At 58.6% G+C, this 19878-nt stretch carries 17 protein-coding genes; 6 read left to right on the forward strand and 11 right to left on the reverse strand.

Features of this window, described 5'->3' with window-relative positions; translation table 11 throughout:
• The first annotated feature begins 40 nt into the window (after nucleotides 1-40).
• Complete coding sequence (locus tag FJ972_RS27925; protein WP_140523116.1) at nucleotides 41-958, forward strand: TIR domain-containing protein; 918 nt, start codon at nucleotides 41-43, stop codon at nucleotides 956-958.
• Here the strand turns inward: FJ972_RS27925 and FJ972_RS27930 are convergent.
• The 3 genes from FJ972_RS27930 to FJ972_RS27940 are packed head-to-tail and all read right to left on the reverse strand — an operon-like array spanning nucleotide 939 to nucleotide 4709.
• Nucleotides 939-1472: a Mov34/MPN/PAD-1 family protein gene (locus FJ972_RS27930; protein ID WP_181165402.1), complete on the reverse strand. Its 534-nt coding sequence runs from the start codon at nucleotides 1470-1472 to the stop codon at nucleotides 939-941. The genes FJ972_RS27925 and FJ972_RS27930 overlap by 20 nt on opposite strands.
• The gene (locus tag FJ972_RS27935) at nucleotides 1447-3159 is read right to left on the reverse strand and encodes a ThiF family adenylyltransferase (RefSeq protein WP_140523110.1); all 1713 of its coding nucleotides are present in this window, start codon (nucleotides 3157-3159) and stop codon (nucleotides 1447-1449) included. Before FJ972_RS27935 ends, FJ972_RS27930 begins: the two co-directional genes overlap by 26 nt.
• The gene (locus FJ972_RS27940; RefSeq protein WP_224656322.1) at nucleotides 3156-4709 is read right to left on the reverse strand and encodes an adenylate/guanylate cyclase domain-containing protein; all 1554 of its coding nucleotides are present in this window, start codon (nucleotides 4707-4709) and stop codon (nucleotides 3156-3158) included. The genes FJ972_RS27935 and FJ972_RS27940 overlap by 4 nt, the downstream gene beginning before the upstream one ends.
• Nucleotides 4710-5334: 625 nt before the next feature.
• Between FJ972_RS27940 and FJ972_RS27945 the strand changes: the two genes are divergently transcribed.
• From FJ972_RS27945 to FJ972_RS27960, 4 genes are all read left to right on the forward strand, one after another.
• Nucleotides 5335-6114: a hypothetical protein gene (locus FJ972_RS27945; protein WP_224656323.1), complete on the forward strand. Its 780-nt coding sequence runs from the start codon at nucleotides 5335-5337 to the stop codon at nucleotides 6112-6114.
• Nucleotides 6107-6793, forward strand: a complete 687-nt coding sequence (locus FJ972_RS27950) for an RES family NAD+ phosphorylase (RefSeq protein WP_140523108.1) — start codon at nucleotides 6107-6109, stop codon at nucleotides 6791-6793. Before FJ972_RS27945 ends, FJ972_RS27950 begins: the two co-directional genes overlap by 8 nt.
• Nucleotides 6793-10785: a PIN domain-containing protein gene (locus FJ972_RS27955; RefSeq protein WP_140523105.1), complete on the forward strand. Its 3993-nt coding sequence runs from the start codon at nucleotides 6793-6795 to the stop codon at nucleotides 10783-10785. Before FJ972_RS27950 ends, FJ972_RS27955 begins: the two co-directional genes overlap by 1 nt.
• A gap of 169 nt (nucleotides 10786-10954) precedes the next feature.
• Nucleotides 10955-11794 (forward strand): hypothetical protein, encoded by an 840-nt coding sequence (locus FJ972_RS27960; protein ID WP_140523103.1) that lies wholly within the window; start codon nucleotides 10955-10957, stop codon nucleotides 11792-11794.
• A gap of 371 nt (nucleotides 11795-12165) precedes the next feature.
• Here the strand turns inward: FJ972_RS27960 and FJ972_RS27965 are convergent, their stop codons facing one another.
• From FJ972_RS27965 to FJ972_RS27985, 5 genes are all read right to left on the reverse strand, one after another.
• Nucleotides 12166-12942: a hypothetical protein gene (locus FJ972_RS27965; RefSeq protein ID WP_140523100.1), complete on the reverse strand. Its 777-nt coding sequence runs from the start codon at nucleotides 12940-12942 to the stop codon at nucleotides 12166-12168.
• Nucleotides 12943-13058: 116 nt separating this feature from the next.
• Entirely contained in the window at nucleotides 13059-13763 is a 705-nt protein-coding gene (gene scpB, locus FJ972_RS27970; protein ID WP_181165401.1) for an SMC-Scp complex subunit ScpB, read from the reverse strand.
• Nucleotides 13764-13768: 5 nt separating this feature from the next.
• On the reverse strand, nucleotides 13769-14788 hold the full coding sequence (locus FJ972_RS27975) for a DUF1403 family protein (protein ID WP_140523097.1): 1020 nt from the start codon (nucleotides 14786-14788) through the stop codon (nucleotides 13769-13771).
• A gap of 246 nt (nucleotides 14789-15034) precedes the next feature.
• Complete coding sequence (locus tag FJ972_RS27980) at nucleotides 15035-15628, reverse strand: type II toxin-antitoxin system VapC family toxin (protein WP_140523095.1); 594 nt, start codon at nucleotides 15626-15628, stop codon at nucleotides 15035-15037.
• Entirely contained in the window at nucleotides 15618-15914 is a 297-nt protein-coding gene (locus FJ972_RS27985) for a hypothetical protein (protein ID WP_140523092.1), read from the reverse strand. The genes FJ972_RS27980 and FJ972_RS27985 overlap by 11 nt, the downstream gene beginning before the upstream one ends.
• A gap of 246 nt (nucleotides 15915-16160) precedes the next feature.
• Here FJ972_RS27985 and FJ972_RS27990 point away from each other — a divergent pair, with 246 nt between their 5' ends.
• Entirely contained in the window at nucleotides 16161-17288 is a 1128-nt protein-coding gene (locus tag FJ972_RS27990; RefSeq protein WP_140523089.1) for a site-specific integrase, read from the forward strand.
• A gap of 44 nt (nucleotides 17289-17332) precedes the next feature.
• On the opposite strand, the gene FJ972_RS27995 is transcribed toward FJ972_RS27990, so the two are convergent.
• The 3 genes from FJ972_RS27995 to repC all read right to left on the reverse strand — a co-directional run bounded on the left by FJ972_RS27995 (nucleotide 17333) and on the right by repC (nucleotide 19856).
• Nucleotides 17333-17851 carry an RES family NAD+ phosphorylase gene (locus tag FJ972_RS27995; RefSeq protein ID WP_140523085.1) on the reverse strand — a complete coding sequence of 173 codons (519 nt, stop codon included), beginning with the start codon at nucleotides 17849-17851 and terminating at the stop codon, nucleotides 17333-17335.
• Nucleotides 17848-18237, reverse strand: a complete 390-nt coding sequence (locus FJ972_RS28000) for an MbcA/ParS/Xre antitoxin family protein (RefSeq protein WP_140523083.1) — start codon at nucleotides 18235-18237, stop codon at nucleotides 17848-17850. The genes FJ972_RS27995 and FJ972_RS28000 overlap by 4 nt, the downstream gene beginning before the upstream one ends.
• A 413-nt stretch (nucleotides 18238-18650) precedes the next feature.
• Nucleotides 18651-19856 (reverse strand): plasmid replication protein RepC, encoded by a 1206-nt coding sequence (repC, locus tag FJ972_RS28005; protein ID WP_140523080.1) that lies wholly within the window; start codon nucleotides 19854-19856, stop codon nucleotides 18651-18653.
• Nucleotides 19857-19878: the final 22 nt, after the last annotated feature.

The following is a 19878-nucleotide window of genomic DNA, read 5'->3' on the forward strand; positions in this document are numbered from 1 at the left end:
CATACATAGGATTCAGACAAATGCATTGCCGGGAGGGAATATGAAAGAGCGGTTTGAAGGCGGCAACAGTTCGGCGCTTATCGCTAGTCTGAAGCGGCAGTTTGACAGTGGTGACGCAGCGGTCGCTGAGGCAATCGCGACGGCTGGCGAGCTCGTAGAATACAAGGCCGCGGATACGCTCATTGCCGAAGGCGGTGAGGACAACGACGTGTTCTTTCTTGTCGCCGGCGGCGTCTCTGTAGTGGTCAAAGGTCAAGAGGTGCGAACTCTAAAGGCCGGTGCGCACGTCGGCGAGATGGCCGCGATAGAGCCTTCCCAGCGGCGGTCCGCCTCAGTGTTCGCTGAAGATACGGTCGTAGCGATAAAGATGTCGGGGGCAGAATTCTCGGCTTTGGCTGACAAGTTTCCGGGTTTGATCTGGAAATCCGTAGCCCAAGAGTTGTCGCGGCGGCTATTCGATCGCAATCGACTCATGACGACCCCCAACGAGAAGCCGAGGATGTTTATAATGTCGTCTGTGGAGGGGCTCGACGTTGCGAATGAAATCCAGACCGGTCTCCAGCATGACGTACTTGCAACCGTGTGGCCGAACGGCGTCTTCTGGGCGGGCGGCTATCCGCTTGAATCTCTGGAACTAGCCGTGGCCGAAAGCGATTTCGGTGTAGCGGTCGCACTATTCGAGGACATCGTCGAAACCAGCCGAGGCGCTCGCAATTCTGCCATCCGAGACAACGTGCTCTTTGAGCTTGGCATGTTCATGGGACGCCTTGGTCGGCGTCGCAGTATCCTAGTATATCCGCGCCAAACGGGGATAAACCTTCCGTCGGACCTCCATGGTCTGACGCCAGCGTCTTTCGCAACGGGCGATCCCAGCACGCTGGCGTCACGCCTTGGACCGGTTTGCACGCAAATCCGAAAAATCGTGCGGCAACTCGGCGTTAAGACACCAAATTCCTGAGCCAATCCAGACTGGCTTCCATGAGGCTCCTCTTCCTTGCTGCGGTGCCAACATCACCGACGACGGTCACCGACTCAGGAGGAAGTAATTGGGAAAATGCGGTCGCCGATAGGGCGAGCCTCGTGGAGCCGGTACGACGGACAATCAACAGGACAGCGAAATTCACGCCTACTTTCGGGTCGCTTACAATCGATCGCATCGTCCTGACATCGTCGGCACTTGGGATCGGGTCGAAGCTCGGATGCGAGTGCCATTCACCCAGATAATTGTACCGCTCAAAATCTCTGCCTGTTCGCTCGAAAAATTCTCGCAGGAATTCCGCGTGCAATACAGGATCGCGTTCGAAATGTGTGGGAGTGCCATGGCTCGTCTGGATTGAAATATCGACAATCCGAAACGTTTCGTCCGTCACGTGCTCGCCGACGATAAGACCACCGATCTCCTGGCGTCTAGCTTTCGCCAGCGCGATATTGAGCCGCGACGCTATATCATCCGGCAGGAGGAGTTTGACCAAATGATCTCCCAAGTATTTGGATAATACGTGCCCGTTCGGCAGCTACGTCGGCTTCGTCGAGAATGTTCTGCTCCGCAATAACCTGAGAGGCCAGTCCGACGTCAACAGGTTCCGTATGGAACGGCTCACTGTACAGCCATCCTTCCGCAAGCCCGATGAAATATACTGAGTGTGGAAAAATGGATGGCGAGCGAGGGATCAACAGGTCGATCGCGAATCGCGAGGCGTGAGCTGCGATAACAGACACATCTGCATCATCTGCGACCCAAGGAATGCCTACATTTCGATCCTCATATGACCTTTCGGGGCGCTCAACCACGAGTCCCTTCTCGGCGCACCAATTTTCGATCACTCGCCGCATCAGTGCTGGGCCGGGCTCAATGCCTGGCCGATGACGAGCGATCAGGCCGCCGATACCCCCGCCGTGAATTTCCGCCCATATCATTGGCTTCGCACCACTTTCGGCGGCGGCGCACAGATAGTTGAACGCCTCTGCGCTAGATGTCGCGTCAACAATAAGGTCGCACTGCGAGATGACTTCGATGAGCCCTTCGAGACTACCGCTCGACTCCTGTCCGCCAAGCCGCTGTCGACGAATGTCAGTTTGGGCCATCGGATTCACTAACTGGACGCGACGTGCAACGCCGTCTGCTTTGTGTGTCACGATATCCCGCCAATCGAGATCATGCCGCACGAAGTTACCGGGCATAAGAACGTCATCATCGACTAGAAGAAAATTCCCAACGCCAGATCTGGCAAGGCTCGCTGCAACCTTGCTACCGAGTGATCCGCAGCCTACGATAGCCACCTTCCTTTCCAAGAGAGAGCGATGGTCCTCGCCCAGTCGATCCACGACTAGCTCGGGACCGACGATGGTCACCTTGGAAACGGAGTCTCCATACATCCGAAAGGCGTGAAGCGCTTTGCCCTGCATAAGCAGGACAACCCTTCTATTATCATCCAGCGGGAACCATTGGGCAGCCAAGTCAGCGCGAAAGTCTTTAACTGTCGCAATGGTTGGAAGGCTCGTTGCCGACGGCCATGGAATTAGAACCCCGTCGATGTTGAAGGATTCCGCTCGGAGGGGCTTTGGGATTGACGCGTCACGCCAGACTTCGGCACCATTCCGAGCAAAAAGTGAAGCGTAATATATGACGGCTTCGTCGTGTACTATGCAGTCGACCTTCCCTTCCAGGGGCACGTCTTGAGTGGCGGCAAATTCCAGCAAAGATGTCGTCGCTGCAAGCCGGCTCACCGTCCAACGAAGGTCCTGGCCGAGGGTCGTCTGATGCCGAGATGGAATTTCGGAGCTTGGTATTCGCTCCACCTCCATTTCAAGCAGACTATAGGCACTTCGAACCATATCTGCGCCTGTAAAATCCGAGTTCCAGTTGTCGGCGCCAATTTCAAGACATAACTCACCGCCAGCTCCCCACTGGTGGCTGGACCATCTAGACGTATCGCCTCGTTGCATCACGAGCGGCGGTGAATGAGGAAAATGGTTGGGATATCGAAGATAAATCGGAAATATGCGTTCTCCGATCAAGATGTCGGCGTCCCAAACCAAACGAAGATGTTCATCGATTCGCCAATCGAGCGGGCGTAACCATTGGACTTCCCCAACGAGCGCTTCGATGGCGAGCCGCTCGTGCCGCGATCGATCCGCGTTCTGAAAATACCAGATCAAGAAAAGCCGTCTTTCTTGGCTGGTCCGGTCGGGCGATTCTGAAAACTGTAGGGACTTGCGGGAGCCGACGCTGGTTTCAGTAAGCCGGCGGTTGCAAAGGCCGCCGCTGCTTTGGCGACCTTGTCGCCCTTGGACGACAACTCGGTAACGGCTACATCGTAGTCCAAATTGGCGCGCTTCCGCCTCGAACCAAAAATACCGCGAACTGCATCATTGCCTTTGTCATAAGCATTCTGCCCGATAGCGGTTTCATGTTCTCCGCAACGATGCTGCTCCCGTTCCGCCTGTATGACTCCCCGGCTTACAGAACACCGGACAAGCGCGCCTTTTACCCCGAGTCTCGTGACTGTCATCGGTCCGAATTCGAACCCAACAGCAAGCCCAAGGTCTGTCGCATCAGTGCCGTCATCTTGCAGTTTCTCGATTGCCAGGTCGAAACTGCTTCGCATCCCACCGGCGCAGAGCACCATATTGCTGATCGTCGTCTCGCTATCGGTAGTCTGAGCAGTGCCCTCGACTAGAAGGCCATGCACACAATCGCCGATGAAACGAACCTTCCGGCCTGAAAAGTCTTTGTGAAGAACGGCATCGAGCTCGCTGCGAATGACATGAAGAGCGCGCACGACGTGCTTTGCACCACTGTCGTCGCCAATGTTTGCGCTGACGTAGTTGGTGAAGTTGTCGATGTCGCCGTAAACTGTCGCGGCATCTTGCCGGCGCGAATTCCGGACCGACAGCGTTTCAATATCGAGAGTGCTGTACGGCGGCGTGTGACCGCTGAAGCTGAAAGAACCAATTGGGTTGTTGGTCAAGTCAGTCTTCCACTCAGAGACGATCTGATCTGCTGTCACGCTCAGATTGGCTGATTTTTGCGATGTTTCGATTTCCGACGCCGAAAGCGGATTGACGTCTGGATTGTCGACGTCCTTCAATCCAATCACTTTGCGCGCGAGGTTCGTCAGATAAATCCCGGTAGCTTTCCCTCCCCCAGCCCGCTTGGCTGCATGGTTGGCGGGTTCACCCAAAAAAAGTGGTTCGCGGTGGCCGCGACGGCCATTGCTGACGGCAACGGCCTTCCCACTGTCGATACCCACTCGAACCTTCGCCGCAGGGTGGTCGGCGTCCTCACCTGTTCGCTTCAGGACATCAATGATCAACTGACCAATTGCCACGGCGCGATGGATACGCCCGTCTTCAGTGTCGTACGGCTTGGTGACCACTGAATGTAAGCGCTGATTGTGAAAATCAACGAAAAGCGCGTCGACTTCCTGCAGAATTCGATGCACCGCGCGATAATGGAGGTTAAGAAAACGCAAGGTCCGTTTGTGGCAGGTTTCACCCTCCACGGTCGTTACGTTCAACATATCATCGAGATTGACGATATCGGCATACAAATGCACGCCATCCACGCGATAAGCTACCGTGCGCGGAAGGTTGTCGAGGTTTATGTCGCGAACGTATTTACGGATCTCAATGTCCTCGAGGCGGACTTCACTCAGCCTAGTTTGAATGCGTTTCGCAGCACGATCACGATTCCAAGTCCGAGCCATGATTTCCCTCAAAAAAATTCCGACGACTTAAGCAGTGTTAGTGTATGTTCACGATAAGTTCCATCTAAATTTGCTGGAATTTACCTAGGAACAGCGCGCTTGTGGCTTGTGCCGTGCAGTGGGAGGCGACCGTGTGGTGTTGTGGCAGTACAATCAGTTTATGACGACGAAACACTGCGGGACGTCGTTCAGCGGCAGCCTGTCGGATTTTCCGGGGGCGAAATTCCGATATTTTGCGGCCGCCTCCCCGACGAAGCTTCACGACGGCCTTCATCCTTGGCAGCGTTGAAGTACTGCTCGCCGGGTTCTTCGATGGTGTGATCGGCCGCGTCCGCGTCGACCGCAGCTCTTTGGCTTGGTAGGTGTCGTCGGCAAAACCCTCCAGCCAGGTGTCGGCTTCGGCGTCCGAACACGCAAACCGCGCAATCGCTCGGTCGTAATCGGGCTTTTTCCGTGCGCACCATTCTAGCTTGATACCGTAGGTCGCTGCCCGACACTCTACCTGATGCGTGCCGAACATACCACGAACATATCACGTGCGGCCATAACGAGACGAATCGGAAGGCAGTGAGCCCAGGATAAATTTTGGCGGCGCACCCGATCACCCGAAAGGCCGACCGCCCGGATGAAGCGGCAGCCCAGAGTTCAAGTCGACACTCTTGATGAGATCGGTTATCATGCTATATATGTAATCACCCTCACCAAACCAACGGAGTTGGATATCATGGCACTTTCTAATGACACCATCGAACTATCGGGATTTGGCGCACTCACCGGAACGCCTAAGCAGGTTGGCGACCAACTTGATCGGCTGACAGCGGAGCAGGTCATCGCACTAACGTTCGAGCATGGGAGCGAACCCGCAGTTCGGGCGCTAGCCGACACGGTCGTCAGCATTGCGCCGTTGGTTCGAACCATCCTGATGCGTCGCCAGCGTGAGGCAATCAACTCGATAATTGAGGCCCTGGTCCCTCAGGTTCCGCCCCCACAGCATATGCTTGTCGAGGCGCGGATGGCGGCCGAGGCAAGAAAGGCCGTGCTGGAAAGCGGCGATTGGCTAACCGCTCCCCAAATCGCTAAGATGGCTGGGTTCAGCACAAGCAACCCAAGTGCACAGCCAAACAAGTGGAAGAAAGAGGGTCAGATCTTTGCCGTTCGGCATCGGGGTATAGACTATTTCCCTGGCTACGCTCTGGATTCCGCCACCGGATATCGGCCGATGAAAACGCTCGCTAAAATTCTGAGCGTCTTACACGGGAAGAAGGATGACTGGGGGCTCGCCTATTGGTTTGCATCCGTTAATAGCTTCCTCGGAGGCAAGCGTCCGCAAGATGTGCTCGCTGCGCAACCCGAGCGCGTTCTTGCGGCGGCCGAGGATGAGTTGGTAGGCGCACTCCATGGCTAAATCAAAGATTGGACGGGGACCCCTGACAACACCAGTTCCCGTCCCATCGAACGATTTGCACGACAACATAACGCGAGCGATATGGCCAGCGGACCAAACTATCCATCGCATACATTTGAATCTCTATGCCGGCGCGGAATTCAATCCAGGCTTTAAAGGCAACGCCCGATTCAGCCCGATAAAGCGTGCAAATGGGGCAAGTGTCCCAACTCTCTATGGCGGTACGACCTTCGACTGTGCGGCCATGGAAACCGTCTTCCACGATGTGCCATTCACCGCAGGCCTGAAGACTTACGACAAGGTGAAACTAGCCGATCAAGTCTATTCGCAGGTGGTGCCACGGAGGGATTTGGTCCTAGCTGATTTGAGCGTCACCGCGTTGCGGAAACTCGGCATCAAGCGCAGCCAGATTATTGACACTGAGAAGGACCGATATCCTGCAACACGCCCCTGGGCTGAAGCCATTCACGCACAATGCCCAGATATCCAGGGACTTTGCTGGATTTCTCGGCAGGACGACCGGGCTCTCGCGGTGATGCTGTTTGGCGACCGAATTCCGGCAAACATGTTGGTGCAGTCCGGCGCGTCGCTCGATTTGACCGGCAACTCTGACATCTATTCCGAGTTGCTCGAACTCGCCGACCGGATCGGCGTAAAGATCGTAGGCGTCAGCTTCTGATGGCTGAAACGGGCGACCAGGGCAAATCGGGAAACAGCAACGAGGTACTTGTTGACCTCCCCAGCCGCGTCTTCCGGCAACCATCTGACCAGAGTGTGCCGCTATCAACGCGACTTGCCCACGAAATCCCAAAACCTAAGGATTGGCAGGCGCTGCAGCGCGGGTGTGTGATCTTGTTTCGCGATGAGCTGAACGACCCGAACACCGTTGAGTACGGCCGCGGCGGGCAGGATCAGCGCGGAATCGATGTAATCGGACGTCGCAATGGCGATCCCAACCACTATGTCGGCGTCCAATGCCGAAGGGTCACAAAGCCGCTCAAGCAGGCGAAAATCCTCTCCGATTGCCGGGCGGCGCTGCAACTCGAGGCAGCACTGAAGGAGATCATTTTTGCCACAACCGCGGAAGACGATACCCATGCGACCGATGCAGCGGTTGCCGTTGAGAAAGCCCTGCGGGAAGAGGGCCACGACCTGACGGTTTCACTCTATGGTTGGGGAGCGCTCCAGGTCCTGATCGCCCTCCATGAGCGGGCGTACGCCTTTTTCTTCCCGGCTTCGGTATCCACGTCTGCCCCACAGCAGCCATTACCGGGAGACCGCGCTCCAGGCGACTTGGCGGGACAGATTGCCTTGCAAGTCGGCGAACAGCTTCGGCAAATGGGATTTGTTTCCTTACCGACAGATAGCTCATCGAATAGCAGTCTCTCCAGCGAGGATCCGGCGTTGCATGCCCGCATCGATACATTTCGCGATCTATTGGGAGAGGATCAGCCGCTTATTGCGGAGAAGGCACTTCTTGGGCTGCTAGAGAAGGAGGTCCTGGACAAGAAGCCGTGGGCCCGCTTTCGGATTGAAACCAACCTGGGCGCGGCGGCTCTCGATCTGGGCCGGGAGCCGGACGCGGCACGGCGGTTCGAAACGGCGCATTCGATCCGCCCTGATGATCCGAATGCCAATGCCAATCTCGCCTTGGCCCGGACGATTCAGGGACGATATTCCGAGGCCATGGATCTTGCGCAAAAGGCTTTGGCCGGTACGCCGCGTGCCGATCATGCGATAGGTTATCTACTCCAAGCAGCGGCGCGATCAGATTTCGCCGGCGACCCACATTCGCTCATCCCGCCGGATCTCGTCGATAGCACTCATGCGGATCTCGGTCTGGCAGAATTTTACAGCCGTCGAAACGTCTCCGATTGGGCAGAGCGAAATCGTCAGCTTGCACGAAAGCATCCCGAGGTCGCGGAATTCAAGCGAATTGGGGCCGTTGCAACGCTCTCTATAGTCGTGACATCCGGCGCCACCGTTCCGGGAGCCCGTAGCCCGATCAGTCCCGATGAACTCAACACCGCGGCCAACGATATGAAGGCAGTTGCGGAACATATGCTGGAAATCGGCTTTGCCGATCGACATGATCTTGTTGCCTATCTGAACAACGCTGGCGTCCTCCTGCGGCTGGGGGATCGGCCCGCGGAATGCGAGACACTGCTTAAGCGCGCAGCCGCCGTCGTTCACGGCGAGCCTCAGCTGCGACGTCTTCTCGCGTTATCTCTGATTGGCCAGAGCAGACCGAAGGATGCCTTGGCGACGCTGGAAGGCGATCGTGATCCCGAGAACCAGTTTCTCGCCGCTGACCTAGTCGCACTCGATGACCCCTCGGGAGCATTGGGTCGGGTGTTGGCTATTGATCCGGACGAGCTGAGCCCTGCCTTGGCAAGCTCACGATGGCATCTCATCGGCGAACTCGCGCTTGTTCTCGATGACGAAAGAAGGGTGCGGGAGGCGGTGGAAGCCCTTCGACAGCTGGGCACGGATAAAGTCGAGGCTGAGTTGCTCCTTATCCGCTGTGACAAGAAAACCGGCGTTGGTAATGATGAGATCACGACTCGCCTGCGAAAAATTGTGGAGGGCTTGCCCGACACGGTTGATGTCGTCACGCGATATCAAGTCGCCGACCAGCTTCGCCACAACGACTTGCCGGAGGAAGCTGCCGCACTCTTGGACAGCGCTGTCGACCTGAACCGTCCCGGTCCCCTGACTACGATGTATCTGCAGTGCCTCGCCGCGGCCCGTCGGGATGAGGCTTTTCGGAATGCGCTCCAGCGTGCAGCACCAATCGTGCGCGACACACCCGACGTACTTTGGGCAACCGCAACTCACGCGTGGAACGTTGGCGACCTCTCTACGGCGCGTGCGTCCGTCGAAAGGATTTTGAGTCTCGATGCTTCGGATGCGGACGCGCGCCTTCTGAGAATTGAAATCCTGCTCCGTCAGAATCAATCGACGGAGATCGTCGCCGAACTCGATCACCCCCTGGAATTTCTTCGATACCGACGCCTTAAGGATCGCTTTCGAATTGCAAGCTTGCTTGGCCACTTTGGCTACCTCGATAGGGCGGCGGCTCTTGCGTATCGCCTCTTTCTCGAGAACCGCGATCGATCGCAGGCATGGATGACGCTTTCGGCGCTCGTCATCGAGGAAGGCCGTACCGACAACGAAGATCGATCGTGGAATGCTAGAGTCGTTGCATCTGACGTTGCGGTGGACCTCAGCTACGACGACGGCGAGCGGCTCTTTCTGGTGGTCGAGCCGGATCCCGATCTCCGTCGACTCGACAATGAATCCTGGGAGCCTGACCATCCGCTCGTCCGAGCACTCATAGGACTTTCAAGCGGTGATCGGTTCCTGGATCCATCTGGCAGGCCGGGCCAGATTATAGCGCTTCGCCACAAGTACGTCGCCCGACTTCACTACGTGATGGAGCATCATGAGGGCCGCTTTCCCGAAATATTTGGGTTTCGGAAGGTGTCAATCGATATTGAGCGACCCGACGGACTCAATGACCTGATCGCCGAGTTGAAGCAAAGATTTGACTGGGTCAAGCAGGAGCAGGAAACCTACACGAACGGACCGTGGCCACTTGCTATGCTCGCGCATCGCATCGGCGTCGACACGATCGAGGTCGCAGCTGGGCTGGCGTCCCAGGGAGTGCCGCTGAAAGTCGCGATCGGCAACGAGGCTGAACGAGATACCGCCGCAATCGCCGTCCGTGAGAACGCGATCCAGGGATGCACGCTGGATCTCTTGGCATTCTGGACAGGCTGGCGGTTGAGGGCTCTCGAGACTATCGAGGCAACGTGTGGTCGAATTCATCTGCCTCAGAGCGTATCTGACCGGTTGCTTGCCCGTCGTGAACAAATTCAATTTTCTCTCAAAGACGGCCTCAAGACGGCTCAATACGACAACGGACGGATCGCTGCGACGGAAGTCGCTCCGGAGATCGTCAAGACCTGGCTCGAAGATATCGACAAGGCGATAGCGTGGGTCGAAACCAATGCCCACGTTTGTCCGTTGCTTCTGACCGACGAACTGCCCAAGGAATTGATTGAATTCTTGCAGGGTGGGAAGAGCGACTTCTTCGACAGCGTAGCCTTGGCCATCCAGAACAAGCATCTATTGATCAGCGACGATCGGCCTATCAGGGAGTTTGCGCACATTATGGGATGGAGCCGTAGTGCATGGCTTCATCAAGTGTTCGGGGTCGCGGCCGAACACGGCCATATTGACTTCGACACGTTCATTCGCTGGTCAGCTGACTTGGTAGATAGCGGCCATACATACATTGGAGTTTCGGGCATTGCTCTGGCTCGCGCATTTCGACTCGACGCCGCCGAAGGCCAGGCACCGGGATATTTGTACCGGACTTTGTGCGAGGTCATAGGTGGGCGAGGCGCGGAGCCAAAATCCCACGTGCTGGCGGCGCTACAGTGTCTTCGTGACCTCTGGTCGGATGGTTCTACTTACCCATTCCGGCAGGCTGCGACCGGATTGTTGCTCGAGCACTTGATCAAAGGGCGATCGGACTACGTTGCGTTGCTGCGTACGATTCAACGGCATGTGCAAGATCTACCGTTTCTCGTCGACTATTTGGTGCGTTGGGTCCGCGGGCATTTTCTTCCCACCGATACCTTGCGACCCACACGGCCCTATTAGCTGCAACGAGAACATCCACCATATCGATTCCCTGAGGCGGACGACCGCGCCGCTGGGCTTGCTTGGCGCGCGGCACTGTCGCTGCAGGCAAGATGCGCGTGTGCCGCAAAGGTTGCCTAGCCAGGTCCAATCGTGCAGGTTGCTACGCTTGAAGGATTCAAGCCGGCAGATGGATCAGACCAGCGATACCCGGGAGTGGGGCGAAAGCGACGGCCTGCAGTTTTTCGGCCGTCATCTCGTGGCGATCTGCGTGACCTATCGTTTAGTAAGCGCTTCCAAACAGGAAGCGCTCTCTTTTGCGGCATACAATGGCACGCTGATCGACATCGCAGGCTCCACCTGCTTCGTCACCGCAGGACACGTTCTGGCCGATCTCAAGGATAAACTCGCCGATGACAGGATCGAAGTCATCGATGTCGTTCTGGCTGACACGTTCGCTCAAGGCCGTGTCACAGACAATCCAATTCCGTTCGATGTGAGAAACGAGCCATTCTACATCGTCGATGACGATGAACAGGGGCTCGATTTTGGTGCCATTCCTCTGCGTCCCTACTATACCAACCTTCTGGCGAAGAACGGAACAGTAGCACTCGATGAGGAGCGGTGGATTCACCAGCACCGAGTTTGCTTTGATGGCTACGCGATGCTGGGTCTGCCTCAGGAATTCACATCGCCCGCGATTGACGCTTCGGGAAACGGCGCAGTCTCGCCTACCATGTTTCGCGTGTTGCGACATGAGACGCTCCCGCCTGGCACGCGCCAGACCACCTACCCGCGATTTGTTGGAGAGATCGATGACGGCTTGCAGATCTCCAGTGTCGTTGGCATGAGCGGCGGGCCGATATTTGGGTTTCGCATCGAGGGCGAAAAGAGGGTTCGCTACTGGGTTGTCGCTCTGCAAAGCGCCTGGCTTCCTAGCCGCCGTATTATCTTTGGTTGTCCCCTCCCAACCCTTGCTCCCCTTTTGAGAGATCTGATGGCGGGTGTCCCCCCGTCCGACGTGGCCTAGCCGCGGCGTTAGTCACATCGGGGAAGCTGAGAGCTAAAGCGAACTCCCCGAAGGCGATTGGCGGCTTTGCAGCTCGCTTACGATCAGGTTGTGCAAGCAAAATCTATTCAGCACTGGATCGCGAAATTATCACCTTGGCCGCGGCATGGGACCTGATTGGCTCGACGGTGCACTAGGCTCACTTCGAAAAGGAGCACCCGGCATCGAGGATGCGATCCTCATGTCGGGACCAAGCAAGCTCTTCCGATCATGCTTGCTGACTGCGTCTCCCTTCTCTCACGATGGGGCGCTTGGGTTGGTCCAGCCAGCAGCGCAAGGCACCTTGGCAAAACCTATGACGCGATGCGACCCTAAGGCACTACGGCAACACTTCAGCCGTCTAGATACGTTTTGATTTCCTCATCGTCTGCCGTTCGAATTCCGGCAAGCAAATTGTTGCGAAAATAGTAATCTTCCTTCTTGTTCTTTTTCCAAGCGTCGGCGATCTCTTGCGCGGTGCAGTATGCTCCCTTCAGCATAATTTTCGGTTTGGTCGCTGTCAGCAGAACCACGTCCAGCGAGAGCGGCCAGTTGTTTCTGAAGTTCGGCCAAGGGATGTTGAGGCGGCCATTTTCAATCACAGGCCTATCCCCGGCGGCGGCGCGGTCGGCGGCGGAAAATGCGAAATCAGCGTAACGGCTTTGCTTTTCCGTAAAGGCAGCCCAATCTTCCAGCAGCTTCGTTCGATCCGCAGCGTCCTCGTGGTCGAGAAAGCCGGGCGACGTCAGGATCGCGACACATCCCCAGCCTGCGGAGATTACGTCGTTGCCATTTGGCTGCTCCGCTCTCCAGAGTTCTTTGGCCTCCTGCACCAAATCGTCGATGCCGTTGGCAGGATTGCGACAGCGGAAGATTTTGCCAATACCAAGTCGTGGACCAAGCTCAGGCGAGAAAACCATCGTATAGGTGTTGCCACGACTAGAGGACCGCCGGCCATACCGGATCGGGACACGAACGTATTGGATCGACCGCTTGTCTGCTTTTAGGCGTGTCTCCCGCCACTTCATGCGAACTTGATCCGGCTTTCCGACAAAATGCCCGCCGTAGCTTTTGCTCTCCCAATCGAGCGATCCGACGACAAGTATCCCGATACGTAGATTGAGCGGCATGGCTCTTCCCCCTGCGCAGCTATCCAACTCCTAACCGCTTTCGCCCGTCAACGATTTCTCACGCTTGGAGCGAGCACCATCCACCATCTGCGTGGATGCTAATAGCTAGCGGGCATTTAATCTTCGATCTCGCCGTTGGAGTTTTGCTGGATTGAAAATTCCGGCATGATGTCGCCCGCCAGCAGCTTCTCCTTCGACAACAGCCCCGCGTCTTCGAGGGCTTCGAAATCCGGCAGGTCGCGCAGCGTGTCGAGCCCGAACTCCAGCAGGAATTCTTTTGTCGTCACGTAGGTGTAGGGCGCGCCCGGCGTTGGGCTGCGCGGACCGGAAGCGATCAGGCCGGCACCGCGCAGATGACCAATAAAATCGCGACTGATCTCCTTGCCGAAGAACGACGACAGTTCGGCGCGGGTAATCGGCTGGAAGTAGCCGATGCACATCAGCACCAAAACCTCCGACTGCGTAAGGTCGGCCGTCTTCCCACTTCCACCTACAGCAGCGCGGATGGCGTCTGCATAGGCAGGCCGGGTCAAATGTTTCCAGCCGCCGGCGACCGAAACCAGATCGTAAGGGCGGCCGCGCAGCTCCTCGCGGATGTCGTCGATGAGAAGATCAATGCTGCAGCTTTTCCCGACGATGCGGGCGAGCATTTCGCGGTCGACTGGCTCGCTGGCCGCAAAGATCGTGGCCTCGACGCGGTTCATCCATTCGCGCCAGCGCGCTTCCGGCGGCAGGTGATCCAGCTCCCGGTCAAACAGCTGGTCAGCTGATCGACGGTCATCTAGCCGGCTCCCTCCTCGCCTACGTGCACTCTCCGCCATTGTCTTCACAGCCCGTAGATGCGGAAGGTGGCGCGGCCGGACAATTCACGCACGGCACCGAGCTCGACCAGCCGGTCAAACAGGCGGCGCAGGCCGCGATCGCTCATGCCGGCGATTTGTTCCGAGGCGACGATCGAGTCGTCAGAGAGCAGCTTTTCCACGACGACGTCCGCCGCCTTGGCCCTGAGTTTCGGCGCAACCGCAAGCAGCCGTTCCGCGCGGCGCTCGAGTTCGGCGAAAAGATCAATGGCGCGCAGCGCAGCGCGCGCCTGCGCGGCCAGCAGGCTTTTGGCCCAATCGGCTTCCGTTTCGGCGCCGGCAGCCAGAGCGGCAGTCACTGGTCGACGCGCCCGGCCCGTACCCACAACTAAGGTCACTTCGGCGCCCAACAAAGGGATTGCATGTGTCCAGCCTAGCCGCTGCGCGAGCAAGACATCGGCAAGCCAGGCTCCGAGAACGCGCCGGAAGCCGTAACGCTCCGCGACCGCGAAGACTCCGACCAGCGTTTCGACCGTGCCGGTGTTGGCGGCAAGCTGTCGCAGATCGTCCGTCAGGTCGCTGACCGCCTCATCGTTGAGCGTGAGACCTAGATCTTCCAGCACCGCCTCGACATTTTTCTCCGTCAGCAGATCGTGCGCTGGCCGAGATGCCAGCCGCCGCCAAGCAAGAAGGAAAAGGCCGGCGGGACCGACGTTGTCGCCCGGTCTTGTGAGCAATACGGCATCGCGCAAGGCCGCTTCGTCCTCGACGCGGCCGGCCTGCTTTGCCGTTGCCGCGGCCGCCGAAATTGCCAGCCGCTGCCGCCAGGCGCCGGCCCACCGCTCCTGCCGCCGAACCACCGCATCGAGTGCGCCGATGGCGGCGCCGGCAACGAGCGCCACGTCCTCAATATCTTTTCCTGCACCGCTTTGCGCATCGGGGATGGCCCGGCGCAACCAAGCCGGCACCGTTGCCATCGGTGCGATCGAAGGGGCGCCGCCGAGCACGCCATGGCGAGACAGAGAGGGTTTGGGTCGCAGAATCATCGCAAGCACGATGAATCACGGCGGCGCTTTTAGCAATCTATTTGCACATAACCGCCGCACTTGTCGCACATATCAAACGAATGATAATGTTGCATTATCGTTCGTTAGTGGGCTACAAGGACGAATGGCCGTTTTCGTCGAGCAGAAGCCCAAAATTCACGCCCAGCGACCCTCCGGACCATCCCACAGCGCGACGGTCTTTCCTGGAACGGCTAACGATAGCGCTGGTGCATCCCACTGACGCTTTTACGCCTGCGGGCGCAAACCTGGCGCTGCCCGGTAGAAGATCACCCGCACCGACGGAACAAGCTGGCTGAGGTAATCGAAATCGCCAACATTGCCGGTCAGGACCGTCGCCCCAAGCATACCGGCCTGGTGAAAGATCAGCGCATCGTTGAGGAAGCGGCGCTCATGCCCCTCCCCTTTCGGCAGATGGTTCAGCCGGAACAACAGGCCGGCCAGCATGCCGGCGCGTTCCCAAGCGTTGGCGTCGGGTGCATGCAGCCGGTGCGCCGGAATATCCTCAATCGTATCTGCAACGGCTCCCGGGACCGACTTTGTCGTCGGGTGCGCCGGATCGAGCCGGCCGAACACATGGCTGAGCTCGGCAAGGCAGACGGCCGAGTGGTGACAGAGCCGATAGGTCAGAAGGTTATCGACCGCTTCGGGCGTGCGTCCCTGCAGGACATCCAGATAGACGCTGGTGTCGAGGAGCAATACGCCGCCGACGGGCGACTGGTCACCTGCCCAGGACAGGGCGGAATCCGGTCGCCGTTCCAGCCCAGCGCTGCGCCGCTGAGGTTTTAGGGACCGCAGTGCGCCGCCTAGATCAAATGCCAAGATCGATGTCCGCGGAGATGCTGCCCTTGCGGCCGACGAGCCGGGCGCCGAAATCATCCTCGAGCGCCAGCCGCGACAAGGCGAGCTCAAGCAGTTCGGTGTCTGAGCTCACATGGGCGCGCTTCTCTGCCGCCTCGATCAATTCCGACGACACCCTGCCGGAAAGGCGGGTGTTCTTGGCCGCGCCAAGCAGGCCGACCGCCCTCGCCTGCTCAAGCACCAGACGGTTGCGGGTGTGGGCGATCCGCTCCTCGCTTGCGGCTGTCGCTGCGCCACGTATGGTCATCTTGGGATCTCCATCTGTTGAACGGAATAGGATGTTGAACATGAAAACAAGGAGAGACCACCCTTGAGAGGCCATCCCTGGATCGGACAGGCCCGTTGCGCTCCCGCTGATGCGATACCAAGACCGGAGCGGACACAATTCCCTCAGCTATTCCGTCACACAGCTCGCGGTGGACAATTCCGGACTTTGGCCGCACCTTCGCTCGCAAGAATCGCATTGCTGCGACATTAGAATGGACGAGGCTGGATGGGCAAAGCCCGTAATTTGATGGTGTCCACCGACGCAATCGACGCCGATGACCTGCCGGACATTGTCGACGTCGTCATGGAGATGGGGCGGTCGGATGAAGGCCCCTCCCCTCTCCCGTCGGTCCTTGACCCGCGACAGACATCGTTGCCTACGCATCTCGAAAAGCTCGCCGACCGTGCGCGCGATTATGTCGAGGCAGCAAGTTCGGCGAACACCCGTCGCGCCTACGCAGCCGACTGGAAGCATTTTTGCGCCTGGTGCCGGCGCCAGTCTTTTGATCCATCGCGGCCGGACCCGCAGACCGTCGGCCTCTATATCACCGCGCAGGCTTCGGGCACTGGAAGGGACAAAAAGGCGGTAGCGACGATCGAGCGCCGCCTGTCATCCCTGACCTGGAACTACACGCAGCGCGGCCAGCCGCTGGACCGCAAGGATCGGCACATCGCCACCGTGATGGCCGGCATCCGCAACAAGCACGCCGCCCCGCCCCGGCAGAAGGAGGCGATCCTTCCCGAGGATCTGACCGCTATGCTAGAAACACTCGACCGCGGAACCTTGCGCGGCCTGCGCGACCGCGCCATGCTGCTCTTGGGTTTCGCCGGCGGCCTGCGGCGCTCCGAGATCGTGGCTTTGGACGTCGGCCGCGACCAGACTGAGGACGGCCGCGGCTGGATCGATATCCTCGACAAGGGCATGCTGGTTTCGCTTCGCGGCAAGACCGGCTGGCGGGAGGTTGAAGTCGGGCGCGGGTCGTCCGATGCCACCTGCCCGGTTGTCGCGGTGCAGACCTGGCTCAAGCTCGCCCGTATCGCGCACGGTCCCCTCTTCAGGCGCGTCACCAAGCAGGGCAAGGCGGTCGGCGCCGATCGGCTCAACGATCAGGAGGTCGCGCGCCTGGTCAAGCGCACTGCGCTGGCGGCCGGCGTGCGCGGCGATCTGTCGGAAGGTGAACGAGCAAAGCTCTTTGCCGGACATTCGCTACGCGCTGGCCTCGCCTCCTCGGCCGAAGTCGATGAGCGCTATGTGCAAAAGCAGCTCGGCCATGCCTCGGCTGAAATGACTCGCCGCTATCAGCGCCGACGCGATCGCTTCCGTGTCAACCTCACAAAGGCGAGCGGACTATAGGCCGGGCTCGCCCCTCCCCTGCCCTTCGGATGCGGAAAAGTGCGTTATCTCCAGGACAGCTGGTCCTTCGGCAACCGGCCGCTTGGGTCGAATACGGCTACCTTGTGCGGCAGACCCGGACCCCAGTCCCAAAGGACCAGGTTACGATCCTCCTTCTCGGCGCTCGGCGCGAAACTTGGGACCACAATGCCGGCAATATTCCGAGGCCGCAGCCTGTCGTAGACGGACCAGGACGCCGGGCGCTCTCCGTCGCTAAGCGCCGTCGCCCAGGCGCAGGCCATGTCCTCGAGCGCGATAGAAAATTCTCCCCTCGCCTCGTCCGTTGTCAAATCCACGATGTCATCGAAGTCGATCTCATAGGAACACAGCACGCAAGGATCGATCCGGTGCGCGAACCCCTGGTTGGCTTCCTTGACCGCTGTCATGATGGTCAGCGCCAAATAGAGCGCCGGCACGCCTTTGGGATTTAATCGCGCACCTCTGATCGCCGCCCCTTCGCCGGAAGTCGGCTTGAATGCCCAACGTGGATCGTGTGCCCGGTAGCAGGTTCCAACGAACCTCAAGCGAAACCACCGACGGCCATATGATCGAGATAATCACGGACCGCTGCGGCCTTGCCATCCTTCACCAGCGCCTCAGCGGTGCGTCCGCCAAATGCTGGAAGCGGCTGAGCCCGATACCAAGCCATCGCCTGCTCCTTGCCACCCGCCCAATCCGTCACGCGACTGATGATCTCGAGCATTTCCCGCAGACGCCCCTGTGTCTTTACCGCAGCGCTGCGCTCTGAGCGATAAAGGGTCTCGCGCGCAAGACCGGCGGTCTGGGCCAACTGGCCCTTGGACATGCCAAAACCGTCCGCGACCTGCTCGATCGCAATCTTCCCGTTCCGGTCCATATAGGACAAGATGAGAGGTCCATTCTGCTCGAGGATCTTGAATGCAGGGGCCACAGAATTCGTCCTACCATATTGAGAGGCATATTTCTTGTGCAAAAGATATGGCAGTTCTCGGCAGCTTTCAAGCCCGGGCTGCTGCCACCGCCCGAGTACGGACGCCGATCGAGCCGACCGTGCGCGCGAGCATGTCGAGGTAGCGAGTTCGGCAAACACCCGTCGCGCCTCTGCCGCCGGCTGGAGCATTTTTGAGCCCGGTGGCTTCAGGACTGTAACGCCCCTCCCCTGCCCTGATCAGGAGCCAAACAGCCGCGGCCCAGTAAAAAACGGCATAAGCTGGGTTGATCAGAATGTTGCCCGGTCGTGCGATGACATGCAGGGGGCAAGGTCTCACACGACAAAGTCGGCTAAGCATCTACAGGCAGAGCGGTCGTTTGGTCGAGCGCCCGCACAAATTGTGGTGCTCATCATCATCCGGTCATTCTTGCTGTTGCCCCATTGGCCTTCAGGGCTGCCATGAGCATCGGTCCGACCGAAAACTCTCCCGCCCTCGCCTTGTCGGTCAGCACACGCAAGTAGCCGCCGGCCGAATTGATGTGCTGCGCCCTTTGCAGGATGCACGCAATCACGATCGCGGCAACCTCCTGGCCCATCACATGGCAGGCCTCCTCGTAAGCTGAGGGCGAAACGCCAAGGTATCCCCGCACCTGGGCGGCAGTCATCATCAGATCGCGCCAGTTTCCGATCCCGTTAACGGCATAGTCCGCAATTTCGGGACAAGCGCGCAGCACCAGTCCAATTGGGTAGCCTTTCGGCTTCTCAGCCGGAGGAGATGCTGGCTCGGCCGCCGCCCTGCTTTTTTCGAAAGCTGGTTCAAATACAAAAGTAGAGTCTGTGTTTGAATCAGATTGCTGCCGCTCATTATGGGATTCATTGGCGCTAGGATTCGTGGAATTCATAAAGCTTTCCAACATCCTATCCACTTCATCGTGGAGCTCGGCGAGATCTGCAACGATGCTCTCCAGATCGGACAGGCCGGCCCTGCGCGGTATTGCCTCCACGATAGCCCTAAACCGTCTCCAGACCGCCCCCCAATCGCCCGCGGCGCCCTCCTCGATCGCGGCCTCGACAAGCTTTTGAATATCGCGTCGATGGAGCGTGATCCGTTCGCGCATCAACTTGAGCGCCAGAGCGTCGGACCGGACCTGCTCCGCCGCTCGCTGGAATTCCGCTGCCCGTGTCAGCAGCGGCGCCAGCGAGAACCCAAATGCCTCCGCAATATTCCCGCCATGCCCCTTGCGAGCAAACCTTTTGCCGTTCGGACTGTCGCGGCGGACAATCAGCCCGCAACTCACCAGCTCGGCCAGATTCCTCCGAAGCGTGGACTCGGCCATGCCGTGCGCGCGCAGCGACAACTGTGCGTTCGACGGAAAAACCATCAAGCCGTTTTCTTCACTGACCTGGTCATCCGGGTAGAAGGACAACAGCCCGTTCAGCACTGCCAGGGCGCGGTCACCCACGCCGATGATGGACTTACCTTCACATAGCCAACGGTAGACTTGCCATTTTTCGACAGCAGATCCTTGCGGGATCTCCCGTGATGCCGCATTCGCCTGCACCAGCGCAAGCGTCATCGGCCGCCGCCCAAAGGGCGTCGTCGCGTACCCACTCTCCATTTCCCTCACCTTTCAATCAGGC

The sequence above is a fragment of the Mesorhizobium sp. B2-1-1 genome (assembly GCF_006442975.2).
Lineage (GTDB): Bacteria > Pseudomonadota > Alphaproteobacteria > Rhizobiales > Rhizobiaceae > Mesorhizobium.